Source organism: candidate division KSB1 bacterium (genome assembly GCA_034506395.1).
GTDB lineage: Bacteria > Zhuqueibacterota > Zhuqueibacteria > Thermofontimicrobiales > Thermofontimicrobiaceae > Thermofontimicrobium.
Map to the genome: position 1 here is coordinate 1 of JAPDPQ010000058.1, position 15,533 is coordinate 15,533.

Sequence of the window (15,533 nt, forward strand, 5' to 3'; positions counted from 1 at the left end):
ATCGATCAGGTCCTCACCTATCTGGGGAATAATGGTTATCCATTCGGACAAATCGCCGTGGATAGCCTGATAATTCGCCAAGATAGTGAGGGCAAAACGGTGCTGCTTGATTGTTACTTCACCGTCAAGCCGGGGCCGAAGGTGACCATTGACTCGATTGGAGTGCAAGGCAACACGACCACACGCCGGGCAGTCGTGATTCGCGAAATGCGGCTCAAGCGAGGCGAGAGTTATCAGCAGAACCGAATCGATCGGAGCAGGCTGCGCCTTGTGCGAAGCGGACTATTCCAACAGGTCGACGAGCCAGAAATCTATCTGGACCAGCAGGGACATGGTCTTTTGATGGTTAGAGTCAGCGAGGGCAATCCCAATCAATTGAACGCTGTGCTCGGATATAATCCAGCCGTGACGAATCGAGAAAAGGGTTATTTCACTGGCTTGATCGATGTTGCGTTTCGCAACCTGCTTGGGACCGGCCGAAGCGTGGAGGCCTATTGGCAGAAAAAGGATCGACGCAGCCAGGAATTGCGCTTTCATTATCTCGAGCCCTGGGTGGCTGGTTATCCACTCAACTTGGGCGCAGGGTTTCAGCAGCTCATTCAGGACACTACATTCATTCGCCGGCAAATTTTGCTGGAGATCGAATTTCCATACTCGGATGTGCTAAGCTTCAGTTCGTATTTGGGCAGCGAGGTGGTCTTGCCAGACTCGATGGGACAAATCCTTTATCAGTTGCCTCAGAGCAATTCCTGGTTCAGCCGATGGGGGCTGAGTTATGATACGCGTAATGATCCTTTAAATCCTTCCCGTGGCGTGCTCTATCAAACCCAGTTCGAGTATGCGCGCAAAACCGTGAGCGCAGCTCCCTCCGCAGTCGATCGCCTGGTCAATCAAGGCAAGTTCCGGCGCGAGCGTTGGTTGGTAGACTTCGAATTGTTTGTACCCACCTTTCGCTGGCAAACCTTCATGTTGGGATTGCACGGCCGACAGGTGAAATCCAATGAAAGTTACGTTTCAATTTCAGACCTGTTCCGGCTTGGCGGCACTCGATCGCTGCGCGGCTATCGCGAGGAGCAATTTTGGGGCGAAAAGATCGCCTGGCTCAACCTGGAATATCGTTACCTCCTGACGCCGCGGTCTCGCGCCTTCGCCTTCATCGATGCTGGCTACTTTTATCATAAAGATCGAAGCCAGAACCTCAACGAAGGCTCCAAATACGGATACGGTTTTGGCCTGCGCATTGAGACCCGATTGGGGATCATTGGTATCGATTATGGTCTCGCCACCGGCCGCAGCCTTTCCAGCGGCCTGGTCCATGTCGGATTGACCAACAAATTTTAGCCCGCTTTTCACCCCAATAGTATCTCTCACAAGGCCGCAAACTGATTCAACACGCCAAGAAATTTACCGATAACAATTCTGCCTTTTCCTCGATTGGCATCAGCGCTGAAAAACGATTTCCCCCCCAAGGATCGTTAGATCCACTTTAGCGTCGAGAATTTCTTTCGGCTGAATCTCAAACAAGTTGCGATCCAGCACCACCAGGTCCGCCAATTTTCTCACCTTGATCGATCCTTTGACATGATCTTGAAATTCGGCATAAGCCGAGCCTAGTGTATAATATTCGATCGCTTGCTCTAACGTGATCTTTTCATCGGGAAACCACCCCCCTTCTGGTCCTCCCTCTGGAAATTCTCGCGTAACTGCAGCGTACAGGCCCAGCATTGGATTCAGCGGTTCCACTGTCCAATCCGTGCCAAAGGCGATTTTCACCCCTGCTTTGACAAATGAATTGAACAAATACGAGTGTTTCGCCCGATCGCCAATCCGTTTTTCTGCCCAGCGCATATCGTCGATACAATGCGAAGGCTGAATCGATGCGATGATCCCCAGCTCGCGATACCGCTCGATATCCTTTGGCAGAACCACTTGCGCATGCTCGATCCGATGTCGCGCATCCCGCCTGCCATTTGCCTGGAACGCGCGTTCGAACGCATTCAGGATCCAGGTATTCGCCTTATCACCGATGGCATGGGCGGCAATTTGCAAGCCCGATTTGTCGATTGAAGTGATGAAATCGTACAGCTCTTGTTCACCATAAATCGGGATTCCACAGGTTGAAGGATCATCCGAATAGGGCTCATAAAACAGCGCAGTACCCGCGCCCATCGAACCATCGACGAATACCTTTACCGTGCCAATGCGTAGCATGTCATTGCCGAATGCGGGCAAAATGCCAATGGCCTCGAAATTCTTATAGAGATATCCATAGCGCCACGCATTGATGCGCAATGTCAATTCCCCCTCTTTCAACAATTCCTGATAAACTGCCAGATCAGCGTCCGAGCTATTGTCTTGAACACTGGTGACGCCCAAACTATTGGCGTGCTGGATCGCCGCCTTGATGGCCCGCTTTAATTGGTCCTTTGTGGGTGCTGGGATTACGGCGCTGACCAGGCTCTGGGCATTGTCCTTCAAGATGCCGGTCGGCTCTCCCGTGTGCGGATCCTTGACGATCTCCCCGCCCTGGGGATTGGAAGTATTTTTGGTGATGCCAGCAAGCTTCAGCGCCAGGCTATTGGCCAGCGCGATATGGCCGTCTAAGCGCTGCACCAGCACGGGATTATCCCTCGTGACAGAATCGATCAGCGCTCGGGTGGGATGCTTCTTCGATGGCCAAGCCTCATGATCCCAGTTGCCATTGAGAATCCATTCGCCCGGTTTCAATTTGGCAGCATAATTCTTGATGCGTTCCACAAATTCCCGCTCATCTTTCGCATCCCGCAGATCAATCCCCAGCAGATAGAACCCGCCATCAGCAAAATGGACATGGGCATCATTAAATCCGGGCAGCGCCAGCCGACCGCTCAGATCGATGACTTTGGTCTGCTTTCCCTTAAACTTTTGAACCAACTCGGTCTTTCCAACAGCGACAAATTTGCCATCTTTAATAGCACAGGCCTGTGCCCATGGTTGATCAGCCTCTACAGTATAAATTTTACCATTGATCAAGATGAGATCTGCCCCGCTCTGGTCATGGCGACCTGAACAAGCCACAACGAACAAAAGAAAAGTCAGCAAGAATACCTTGAGCATCTCCATTTTCCTCTCCTTGATTGTTGAGCCGTTAACTGCGTATCATATCCCTTTCAGAATAAAAATTGATTTGCATGGGTGAACGGATCACCGAGCTAGTTCGATTTGGAACCTTCCGGCTCCAGCTCTTTCTCCCATGCCTTGATGCCATTTTTCATCCAATCGGGAGCTGGGGCGTCTTTGAGAAAATGATCGAAGAATTCCTGCATCCGAATCGTCCAGTCTCTTTGATTGACCCGCTTTTTCAACCCATGTCCCTCCCCATTATAATTGAACATGTAAGCTTCTTTGCCCAATCTTCTCAGGGCCATGATATATTCGATCCCCTGATACCAGGGCACGGCGCCGTCATCGTCGTTATGGATCATGAGCAATGGCGTCTGAACCTTGTCGGCCCAAAAAATCGGCGAATTTTCGATATAGCGCATCGGGGCTTCCCATAAACTGGCGCCCAATCGGCTCTGGGTGCGCTCATATTGGAACTGACGCACCATCCCGCTCTCCCAACGAATGCCATTGTAAGCACTGATCATGTTGCATACTGGCGCGCCAGCTACCGCTGCTGCAAAAATGTGGCTCTGCGTCACCATATAGGCGATCTGATAGCCGCCCCAAGAATGCCCCTGAATGCCAATCCTTGCTGGATCCACATAACCTTCTCGAATCAGCAAATGGATCCCCGGCAAAACGCATTTCAAAGCATCCTGTCCCGGATAACCTGTGCCATATTCAATATCCGGCTGCCAGATGATATATCCATTGCTCACATAATATGACAGATTGATGGATGTGCCTGGCCCAGGCGGAATAAAGCGGTGCAAACTTTCATGCTGGGTCTCATAGATATGCACGAGTAATGGATATTTTTGATTCGCATTGAAATCATCTGGCTTGATCAAAATGCCTTTTAATGGCTTGCCATCAGTGCTGAGAAAATTACGCAGCTCGGCCTTGCCCCAACGAAACGGATTCATTTGGCTTCCGAGATCCGTCACCTTTCGCATATTTTTGAAATTCAGATCGCTGATCCAGAGGTCAGGGAATTCATCAAAGCTAGAGCGGGTAAATAGTAACCGATCGGCAGATTTTGATTTGATTGGCCCTCTGTCAAAACTTTTATCAATCATCAGCAATTCGACCGGCGGGGAATTTCCAGTTACCCGATCCAAATAAAAACCTGAAGCCATGGTTTCCTGATTGGTGGCAGATAGCAACATGGGCTTGTTTGGATCGATGGAAATTTCCTCCGGATCAAGTTTGATATAACGAAACGAAAGTTGATGGTTTCTGCCATAATTTTCTGTCACGCTCCGCGCGTTTGATCCATCTGGATAGATCTCCCAAATATCATAACGGTCATAAATCAGAAGCGACTTGTCCTGATCTGTCCAGCCAGCCACCCCATACGGTCGTGCTGGTTCGGGTGTGTCCCAATCCTCTCGCTCAAAGCGCACCTTAAGCGGCTCCGTGATGTTGACCGTCTTATTGGTCCTGATATCGTAAACGAACCAATGATTGTTTTCAAACCAATAGAGGTATTTGCCCTGGGGTGAGAGGCTGGCGCTGCCGTACAGCTCCGATTTCACAAGCGTGCGTTCGCCAGTCTTCGGATCAATTTCATAAACGTCATGATAAGCACCTTCCCACGAGACCCGCTTGGTATAGGGCCATGGATTATTAGCATAAGCAATCATCCCATTAGAGGCGAGTTGAACATCCGGGACTTGTTCATCTGCTAGCTTTACAAATTTATTGCTATCGATGAAATAGATCGCCTCCCAGGCATTATCGCGCACCCGCTCGGCCAGCTTTTTCTGCTGGGGTTGTGGATAAGGATCGTTCCAATGCCACAAATCGAACTGCGCCCGCTCTTCGTCATCGGATTTGCGACTCGTGTCAGGGACCTCCTTGATACCGAACATCACCATGGAGCCATCCTCGGTGAAAACGATCGTGGATTTATCGCTCACGGTCATGCCCGAAGGCATACCTTTGGTCGTCCGATGCGAGACCCATAATGTCGCCTGTCTATCGCCAACTTTCCACCCATATAGTTCATACATGGGTCGCTTGGCTTGATAATCATCTCGATCCGTAAAAAATGCCATTCGCGTCTCTCGTTTATTGAGCTGCCAACTTTTGTAGTTCCCTTGCCCAGTCAAAAGGGGAGTGCTGATAGAATCGCCCAGAACAAATGCGTAAACGCCATCAGTCTCTGGCTTCTCTTTGCTGGAAACGATGTACAACAAATAAGCCCCGTTTTTTGTGAACCGATAATCTAAAATTGAGTCGAATTTCATTCTGGTGCTGTCGATCAGCGATTGCAGGATCAAAGGCGTTCCATAATCCTTCTTTTTTTCCTCTTGCTTGGTCGTCTTATCAGCTTGCTCCTCGCTTTTCCCTTTGGCTTCGTCTGTCCCTTCCTTTTGAGATTTCGACTTCCCAGTTTCCTTAAGATACGCTAACCAACCCGATGCCTGCTCTGGCATTTTGAAACTTTTCACGCTATCGATTACCGTAACTTGCCCATCGGACAATGTCATGATCCCCAGCTTCAGCACAGGTTTAATCCGATCGTTCTTCTTATTTTCTTTTTTCATCTTTCGAATCGAGTCCACCTGAGCCTTTGTAGGCGATATCAAAAACGCCAGATGAGATGAATTAAAGGTGATTTGAGGCTTGGCCGCTTGCTCAGCATCCGTACCCTCCCCAGAGAAACCGATCACGTATCGGTATTCGATATTTTGATCTGGATTTTTCGCCACCAGCGTAGCGTCGCCGTGCTGCGGGGTGTCCACATAATAAATCCATTTTCCATCTGGAGAAATCTGAGGATCATAGATCGAGCGCCAGGAATCATAATCAGCATGAGTCAAAGGACGTTTACTGTCTCCAGCCTGAACATTGGCCATTGGAGAAAAAGTTAATAGTATTGTTTGCACCAATACCATGCGAATGAGAATTTGAATGAACCGAGCCATGATATAATCCTTCAAAGTTATTCATTGAAAAAATCTGAACAGGGCTTTGGATGAATAGTTCATTTTTTGAATCATCCTAATAAATCCGATCTGATCTAAATGAACTGTTTGATTTGTTTGCTGAAATTACACATAAAAATCACTTTTGTCAACCGAATTTTTGGGTAAGTTTTAAGGTTCAATCTGGAGGAAAAATCAAAATAATGCACCAACAGATCGAAGCTCCTTTCATTTCGAAACTTGGAGGATCGTTGCATTTGGAGGACTTAGGAAACATGAATGCAAAAATCAAGATTTTTCGAAGATCGAATTGGCCACCAAAAAATTCGAGGCGTGATTGATGAGAGCAATATCAGGAGAGGATTTGCTGAGAGAGTTGAAAGCATGTTGAGGAATGGCGATCGAATTGAGCAATCTCACCTGGAGGACAAAGGTAGCTAATGCATGAACGAAAACTCACCTTTTATCATTTCGATTTCAGGGATAAATCCATAACTCATGACTCTAGCAATTTAAATTTAACCAGATTCCTCACTTTGTTCGGAATAGCAATTGTAATTCAAAGTTAATAGTTTCCATTCAGGTAGCAGATCACATAGAGAAATCCATCATAAAAGCACGCGCGCCAGGCGGGACCTCCACCTGGCGCGCTGAAATTTACTTCGCTAAAACCATCTTTCTCATTGCTCGATACTCTGGCGTAGTCAGAACATATAAGTAAATTCCCGAAGGCAAAGTCATGCCATTCTGGTCCTTCCCATCCCAAATCACTTCATAGCTACCAGCTTCTCGCCGTTCATGAATCAACGTCCTGATCGTTTCACCTAAGAGATTGACGATCTCCAGCTTGACCACACTTGACTGTGGCAATTGGAAGCGAATGGCAGTGGTTGGATTAAATGGATTAGGATAGTTTTGGGCCAAAACAAAATCCTTAGGATTGGTCGCGGTTTGGGGCTCGCCAGTGGTTGATGCATCGGTCAAAAAGACCTCGAATTCACCGAGATGTATCGGTCCACTCTGTGGCTCGAGCACCTGCAGTTTAACATATTTGGCTGAAATTGGCGTTAGCTCAAACCGCTCGTATGCCCCAGTCGCAAGAGTGGTATCAAGCACCGTTCGAAAATCTGACGCGTTCGTCCCTGTCGAAGAAATCGCAATCAAGAAACGACGAATCCAGCGCGTTTCGTAGCCGATACCAGTATCAGAAATCAGCCCGATAGCTTTGATTGCTCTACTGGTGGTAGTGTTGACTGCAAAAGTGATCGCTGGTTGATTACCGGTGAGCACCGCTGTGCCATCCCAACCTGAGAGATCGCCATCCGTGGCCTTGCTGCAATCGTTTTGCGGTAGGGTCGCTGGCGCTTCCGCAATTTGAAGCTGGGCAAAACTGGTTGGTTCATGCACTCGGATGAAATCGATTTTCATCGCCGTATCGATTTTTGACGCAAAATGGGCGATCAATTGAACGGTATAATTCCCTGGAATTGAATAAACATGGGTTGGAGAGGCCTCATTGCTGGATGTGCCGTCGCCAAAATTCCAACGCCAAGCTGTAGCTGTCTCACTCGAAAGATTAATGAACTTCACCTCTAAAGGCGCAGCACCACTCATAATAGATGCATCGAAATGAGCGACCGCACCAGATCTTATCTTGAAAAATGCGTCGCTAACATCGAACGGATCACAATCGACATCCGCAACTTTCACAAGGCAGGAATCACTGAGCGCATTAGGAACTTTCCAGAGATAGCTGCCATCGTTCTCAGTTCGATGGATAATGGTCAGCCAATTTTTCCCAGCGTCGATCGAGTATTGAATTTTTACTGTATCGACAAGATAGCCGCTAGAGAGCCACTTGATTTCATAATCGCTTCCCGCTTGAAGTTGTTCTCCACCATTGGGCTGGACCACTTGCCAAACTGGCGCTCGAGTAATTGAAAATACCGCATCACTGATATCGAACGGGTCACAATCGAGATCTGCCACCTTGATGCGACAGCTATCCGAAGGAGTGTTCGGAACAGTCCACTGGTAAGAGCTATCGTTTTCAGTGCGGGCAACGATGTTTTGCCACGTTCTGCCATTGTCGATCGAAAGTTGCAACTTGACCGAATCGATGAAGCAGCACGCGTGCCAACGAATTGCATAGCTGCTTCCGATCTGGAGCCGTTCTCCGCCATTCGGTTGGAGCACTTTCACGAACGGCGGCGCACAGATAGTGAAGGCCTGATCGCTGACATCGAATGGGTCACAATCCCGATCAGCCACTTTAATGCGACATTGCTTCGAATTGACAGTCGGCACAGTCCAGAGATATGAACCATCGTTATTTGTGCTTGAGACAATATTGACCCAGGTGGTGCCGTTATCTGTTGAATACTGAATTTTAAGCGAGTCCAAGTAACAGGCGGCCTCCCATTTGATTTCGAATTGATCCCCTGCCCTGAGGCATTCACCGCCATTTGGCGCTATCACCGTGATCGGTGCTTTGTTCCAGATGGTGAACGGATGATCGCTGATATCGAACGGATCGCAATCGAGATCGGCAACTTTGATGAAGCAATTGGTAGAATGAACATCTGGCACGGTCCAGAGATAGCTCCCATCGTTCGGCGTTCCGAACGCGATCATCGACCAATCTTTGCCACCGTCCCTCGAAAATTGAATCTTAACCGAGTCTATCTTGCAAGAAGCCTCCCATCTGATCTCATATTTTTGACCAGCCTGGAGGCATTCGCCGCCATTTGGCGTCACAACTGTAACGGCCGGCTTGTTCCAAATCGTAAATGGCCTATCACTGATGTCCTCGGGATTGCAATCCAGATCCGCCACCTTGATGAGGCAATTGGTTGAATGGATCTCTGGAACGGTCCAGAGGTAGCTCCCATCGTTTGGAGTACCATAGACGATCATATTCCAATCCTCACCCCCATCTGCCGAGAATTGGATCTTCAGCGAATCGAACTCACAACTGGCGGACCATTTGATTTCGAATTTCTGTCCCGGGCAGAGACATTCTCCACCGTTCGGAGAAATAACTGTGATCGGCGGCTTTCCCCAAATGGTAAAAGGATGATCACTGATGTCTTCTGGGTCGCAATCCAGATCCGCCACCTTAATCAAGCAATTAGTCGAATGAACCTGAGGCACCGTCCAAATAAAACTGCCGTCATTTTCCGTGCCAAATACGATCATCGTCCAATCTTGTCCGCCGTCGATGGAATATTGAATCTTCACGGAATCCAAACAGCAGCACGCCTCCCATTTGATCTCCCATATTTGCCCCGCTTTAATACATTCCCCACCGTTGGGGGAAATGACCGTCACAAGGGGTTTATTCCAGATAGTGAAAGGATGATCGCTCACATCCTGAGGAAGACCATCCACATCTGATATCTTAATGAATGCGTTTTTAGAGAAGACATTTGGCACGTTCCAGAAAAAGCTGCCATCATTGGCGGTGGCATCGGTAATCGAAATCCAATGGCTGCCGCCATCAATGGAATACTCAATTTTCACTTGAGCGATCGGCCCGGCGGAGTTCCATTTTATCTCATAGTCTGAACCGCTTCGCAAGCATTCACCGCCGTTCGGTGAAATAACCGTGATCATTTCTATTGGCGCGACGATGGCAAAAAAGGCATCGCTAATGTCACAGGGTTGCCCATCGGCTTTATCTGAAATTTTTACCAAGCAGGTAGCGGATGGCGTATTGGGTACGATCCAATCATAGGCCCCGTCATTGACCGCGGCTGGTTCGATAGTCAGCCAGCTCAAGCCGCCGTTGATCGAATATTCAATTTTCACCTCAGGGATACTTCCTGTCCATTCCCAGCGAATTTGCTGTTGCGTTCCAACCAGCCATTGCTCACCCCCATTGGGCGAATTGACATGAATACTCTCTATCACTGGTGCAATGATCGCAAACGGTTGATCACTCTGATCTGCTGGATGACCATCCTTAGCATCTTCCACTTTCACACGGCAGAGAGGCGACGGATCATTGGGAATTACCCACGCGTAATTGCCGGTATTCGGTGTACTCGAGGCAATGAGTTTCCAATTGGCCCCGTTATCCGCAGAATAGGACAAATTCACCAAAGGGATATTCCCTGTTGAAGACCATCTGATCATTTGTGTGCTTCCCACGAGCCAATTTTCGCCGCCATTCGGTGAAATGATGGTAATCGTGGTAGGAATCGGTTTGAAGGGGCAGCGGAAGAAATATATAATGCCCGCATCAGTGGCACTTGCATCGCTGCCGGGGGCAGACGCCATCACATCCTTTGCCCCATCACGATCAAAATCGCCAACCGCAAGCGCGTGCCCAGCATTATCTTTCGGCTTCTCCCCTATCATTAAGACTTCCGCCGTAGCGAGGGAGACATTTTGATCCCAACCGCTGCTCTTTCCTGGGATAAAATAAACTTTTCCAGCTTGGTCGCCATTCTGCGAGTTCAGCGATGCCCCGACCAAAATATCAGCGAACTCATCCCCATTCAGTTCAGCGAGCACGATTGAAACACCTGCGTTATCGTTGACTTTTTCACCAAGAAAGGAGGCGGCCGTGCCCTCCAAGACCATATTTTCAGCCCAACTAGACGATCGCCCCAAAACCAGATAGATCTTGCCCGAAGAATCACGCAATGGGGCGGTAACAGCAAAATCGCCTAATCCATCACCATTAATGTCGCCACCATTCGACACATTTTTCCCCAGCATATCGTTTGGGGAGAAACCAGTAAAAGTGGCGTTTGCCATTGAACTTGGAATTCTTCCTCCCAAGTCGGGTCGGCCAAAAAATACATAGACCTTGCCTGCGTCTTTTTTATCCCTTTCGTCATGATTCGGCGCACCGATGGCAAAATCAGCCAGCCCGTCCCCATTCACGTCACCAATTCCTGATACCGACCAACCAAATAGATCCAATGGAGCTTCTGAATCGAAGATTATATCAGCTTGAGCCAATCCGATAGTTCTCGCCCAGGATGACTTTTTGCCGAACACAAGATAAGCCCTCCCGGCATCGCTTCCGTTGCTGTCGCTGCGGGGAGCTCCAATAAGAATATCGCCAATGCCATCTCCATTGACATCGCCAGTACCAGCTACTGAGAGACCCGCATTGTCATCCAGTTTTTCCCCCGAAAAAACGACGTCAGCGTGATCTAATTGAATCAGCGAGGTCCAACCTTCCTTCTTTCCAAAAAACAGATAAATTTTGCCCGTCCCACCATTTTCCATGGGCGCTGCGATGATAAAATCACTGATACCATCGCCATTCACGTCTCCAACGCCTGAAACCTTCATTCCGGCCTCATCTCGAGCCTTCGATCCGAGAAACGTGACATTGGCTTTGGTTATCGAAGTTAACGGCATTGGCATTTCGGCAGAGCCAAAGATCAAATAGGCCGCTCCTGCCCGTAATCCTCCTTTGCTATTTTGCGGAGCCCCAATTAACACATCCTCATATCCATCCTGATTCACATCCCCCACAAACGCCACATCCCATCCAGCCAGATCATTCGATGCCTCTCCAATAACTGAAGAAGCATACGGTAATCCTTTTGCACTCTCTTGTGCATTACTTGCTGCGACAAATTGGGATAGCACCAGACCAAGCCCTATCAAAAACCAGGCTAAATCCCAATTGTGCCGCCCTCTGAACTGCCATTTTGGATGTCGCATAATACCCCCATTGCTTGAAATAAAACTGACCAATTGAGTTTCAATAAAATTGAGCACTCGTAGTGCTATTACTTTATACCCTCAACGCCACAGGAATACGTAAAAAAACTGCTGAGCGATTTCAGGCCAGTTGATTTTGGACATCCAATTTTTCAAGACCGTAGCGCTAATACAAATCAACTGCGAGAACAGAATTGAAAGACAAAATTGAGCTACCGAGAGGGAAGACAGTTCATCCGCTGGAGTTAAGCCGTCAGGCTCTTATCCCCGTTACATTTAAACTCTTGCCGTCAGGCTTTTATCCCCCCTTAGATTTAAACTCAAGGAGTTAAGCCGTCAGGCTTTTATTCATTATTCTTTAATCCATATTGAAAAAGGGGGACATTCAGTTGCTCATTCTGAAGAAGGCTAATGCTTTGAAAAAATGAGGAGGTACCATCTAATCTAAAATTCAGAAATGAACGCCCCAGTGTTACCCCAGAGGTTTTGATTATCTATCCCCCGCTGGATTGCCCCTTGCAATGCCAACCAAGAAAAGGAGATCATAGATAAACGATCTAAACTTTTCAATTGACCACCATGTCCATCATTAACATGAATCATCCCTAAAATCAATCGCGAACTTTATTGAGATGATATAATCTCCTAACGTTGCATGAGTCATGGGCCATCGACCCTCACAAGCTAACTCTGAGGACGTCCATTTCATCAAGCTGATTCAAGAATTCGGGCAAAAATTAATCAAGAGCATTTAGATTTGCCCTGTTCATTAAACCAGCATCGAGTCATTTAATTTCTAGGATGTCGCGATCTGGCAATTTGGGGAATGGGGCATGAGGCTCACTTTGATACCAGAATGCCACAGACGCAATATCGTCCTGTAAAGGTAAATAGCGGCCCCCTGACATCCAACCCAGCGCTTGGATCGTCACTCTCAAATCCTTTTCGAACCGAATGGGGTCCATAATATGCCAGCGGTACAGCCCGAATCTCTGCTGCGAGTTCCAGAGGCCATCTGGTTTTAGAACCTGCGGCATTCCAGAATAGGGGGTCGTAAATTCCTTGTACTGATTATCTACCACAAAACAATAAGAGCCGCAGAAATAATCCTCTGTCCCAGTCCCGCAAATTGTCGGGAACTCCTTATCACCATCGATGAAGAATTTGATCTCGCCTTCCCCCCACCAGCCGCTGCTGTTCGATCCCCAGCACATATAAGTACCCACATAGTGGCCCCATCCTTTCACACCATCAAGGATCGTATAAACGTCTTTGTAACGTAAAGGATTGACTCTGCGAAATTGGGCATGGAAATAAGCAGCGTTTTCGGGCACGTCAGTAAGCGTGTAGTTGATTTGATAATAGAGCGTCACCTTGTTGTCATCGAGGTTCTCCATGGTGATCTTGCATGACTTTCGAAACGGCATGACCCAATAGCAGTTGAACGCACTGCCAGGATTGACACATACTGGGAGCGAACTGACCTGAGCATATTTTCCCCAGCCGCACGCGAAAAAGTCGCCCACTGGGACCTCTACTGATGGGTCCTTTTCTCCATCCCAATAGAACCGCAAGATCGAAAAGCGCCAATTGCCCGTGGGTGTCATCCAGATCTGTTGAATGGCACCGGGACCTTTGATCTCAGCCAGCACAAAGGTCTGCTTCGGCTCAATATGAATATAGGGCGAAACTTTCCAGCCTTGACCCAGATCTCGGGCAGCATCCTTTGCCAATCCATCCACTGACATCCCTCCTTTGCCCTTTTCTCCTGTAAAATTCTCAGGACTGATTGAGCGACTTTTTGCTTTAGATAGCAACGGGAGATTGCCCATGTTCATGTCAAGACCGTTGAAAGCAGACTGGGAAAATGCAGAATAAGCGAAAACGATCAAGAAAGCGACGACAAATAATTTCATCGGAATCCCTCCTACTTGGTGACTTATAATTGTTGTTTGTTAATTACATCCACAACTCATATTATAATTTTTTCCGTTAACTTTCAAGAATTAATTTTGATAAATCAAAATTAAGCCGCAATCAGGAATTTACTTTAAATCATTAGCTACAATTTTTCTAATCGCCCATTTTGTATCTAGATTGCACGACCTTATAAGCATATTATTGCAAAAAATTTTGTATTGATTTTAAAATCTATTCGTTTTATATTTGACTTTGTGAATATATCCGATATAAAATTTTCTTCTCGCAAAATATGAAATGAGATAACGCTTTTTCGATTTGTGATCAATATCAGTATCATTACTGCACCCAAAAGGCAAATTTTGTCTGTAAATTTTTAGCGCAGCACCTGAAAAAACATAAAGCCATTCGAAACTCTTATAGCCTTCAGCCTTCAAATCGATAATTGAAAATAGATGCATTTGTTCACAAGTTCATGAGCTGTGCGAAATAGCAATATAAAAACTCCCACTGAATTACAATTTTAAGCTGATGCTATGACCAAACTCAAAGCCCTACTCATCGACGATGACAAAAAATTCTGCCACACCTTTCAAATGTTGGCCGAAGCGACCTTTGATTTGACCATTGTCCACTCTGGTAGAGATGGCTTAGAAGCACTGAATAAAGCCACTCCCCACGTAGTCCTGCTTGATTTAAAACTAGGCAAAGGAATGAACGGCATTGAGGTGCTGAAGCGAATCAAAAAAAGTCATCCTGATCTACCTGTGATCATGATCACCGATTATGCCGATGTGGATACCGCCGTGGAAGCCATGAAGCTGGGCGCTCTACATTACATGTCAAAGTCGCCTCGGATCGAAGAATTAAAATTGATCATTGAGCGACAATTGGAGCAAGTCAACTTGCGCTTGCTTTATGAAGAAGCGACCGCTGCTCAATTCGATCAGATCGTGGCTGAAAGTCCCGTCATGAAAGCCATCCTGCAACAGATCGATCAGGTGGCGAAAATTGACTCGACCATTCTCATTCAGGGCGAATCCGGCACAGGGAAAGAGATTTTGGCTCGGGAGATCCATCGCCGTAGCCATCGGAACCATAAGCCGTTCGTTCCAATCAACTGCAGCAATCTGCCCGCCTCCCTATTTGAAAGCGAATTTTTCGGTCATGAAAAGGGCGCCTTCACTAGCGCCGATGTTCAGAAAAAAGGCAAACTCGAGCTCGCCAACCAGGGCACGATCTTTTTAGATGAAATCGGTGATCTGCCTATGGAATCTCAGGCCAAAATCCTCCGTTGCATCGAAGAGCGCTGCTTTCAGCGATTGGGTGGCACAGACACGATTGCTATCGATGTCCGCATCATCGCTGCCAGTAACAAAAATCTGCTCCAGATGATCAAAGATCGCATGTTCCGAGAAGACCTGTTCCATCGCCTCAACGTCATTCCCATTTCCCTACCTCCGCTGAGGGAACGGCCCGAGGACATTCCGAAACTGGTAGACATTTTCCTCCATCGCTATTCAAAAGAAATGAATAAACCTCTGCCCGAATTGACTCCCGCTGCCATGAGCAAGCTGCAGGCTCATTCCTGGTCAGGGAACATCCGCGATTTGAGAAATTTTATCGAACGACTGATGGCGACTCACATTGGATCTGGTCCAATAGATGCAAGTGACATCAAATTTCTCACTGGTGAACAACCATTTCAATTCCCTGTTCATCTGCTGGATCTGGCCTATGAAGATGCGAAAACTATATTACTCCACGAATTCAAGCTCGTCTATTTTAAACGCGCACTTCAAAAACACGGTGGCAACAAAACTGCGATTGCGAAAGAATTAGGGATCG

6 protein-coding genes are annotated in these 15,533 nt (G+C 47.4%); 2 read left to right on the forward strand and 4 right to left on the reverse strand.

Features of this window, described 5'->3' with window-relative positions; translation table 11 throughout:
* Positions 1-1,341 (forward strand): BamA/TamA family outer membrane protein (locus ONB37_19850; protein ID MDZ7402417.1); only part of this gene is annotated, 1,341 nt, incomplete at its 5' end.
* Positions 1,342-1,440: 99 nt separating this feature from the next.
* On the opposite strand, the gene ONB37_19855 is transcribed toward ONB37_19850, so the two are convergent.
* The 4 genes from ONB37_19855 to ONB37_19870 form a co-directional block, all read right to left on the reverse strand.
* Positions 1,441-3,102, reverse strand: coding sequence for an amidohydrolase family protein (locus ONB37_19855; GenBank protein ID MDZ7402418.1), 1,662 nt, complete (start codon positions 3,100-3,102; stop codon positions 1,441-1,443).
* Between the two features lie 89 nt (positions 3,103-3,191).
* Positions 3,192-6,077, reverse strand: coding sequence for a prolyl oligopeptidase family serine peptidase (locus tag ONB37_19860; GenBank protein MDZ7402419.1), 2,886 nt, complete (start codon positions 6,075-6,077; stop codon positions 3,192-3,194).
* A gap of 657 nt (positions 6,078-6,734) precedes the next feature.
* Entirely contained in the window at positions 6,735-11,765 is a 5,031-nt protein-coding gene (locus tag ONB37_19865) for a PKD domain-containing protein (GenBank protein MDZ7402420.1), read from the reverse strand.
* Positions 11,766-12,550: 785 nt separating this feature from the next.
* Positions 12,551-13,681: a DUF2961 domain-containing protein gene (locus ONB37_19870; protein MDZ7402421.1), complete on the reverse strand. Its 1,131-nt coding sequence runs from the start codon at positions 13,679-13,681 to the stop codon at positions 12,551-12,553.
* 540 nt (positions 13,682-14,221) lie between these two features.
* Between ONB37_19870 and ONB37_19875 the strand changes: the two genes are divergently transcribed.
* Positions 14,222-15,533: sigma-54 dependent transcriptional regulator (locus ONB37_19875; GenBank protein MDZ7402422.1), on the forward strand; the 1,312-nt coding region annotated here is incomplete at its 3' end.

What these genes read in the sequence shown, in the direction of transcription:
- ONB37_19855 (MDZ7402418.1), bottom strand. Translation starts at nt 3,102, where the DNA reads ATGGAGATGCTCAAGGTATTCTTGCTGACTTTTCTTTTGTTCGTTGTG.
- ONB37_19860 (MDZ7402419.1), bottom strand. Translation starts at nt 6,077, where the DNA reads ATGGCTCGGTTCATTCAAATTCTCATTCGCATGGTATTGGTGCAAACA.
- ONB37_19865 (MDZ7402420.1), bottom strand. Translation starts at nt 11,765, where the DNA reads ATGCGACATCCAAAATGGCAGTTCAGAGGGCGGCACAATTGGGATTTA.
- ONB37_19870 (MDZ7402421.1), bottom strand. Translation starts at nt 13,681, where the DNA reads ATGAAATTATTTGTCGTCGCTTTCTTGATCGTTTTCGCTTATTCTGCA.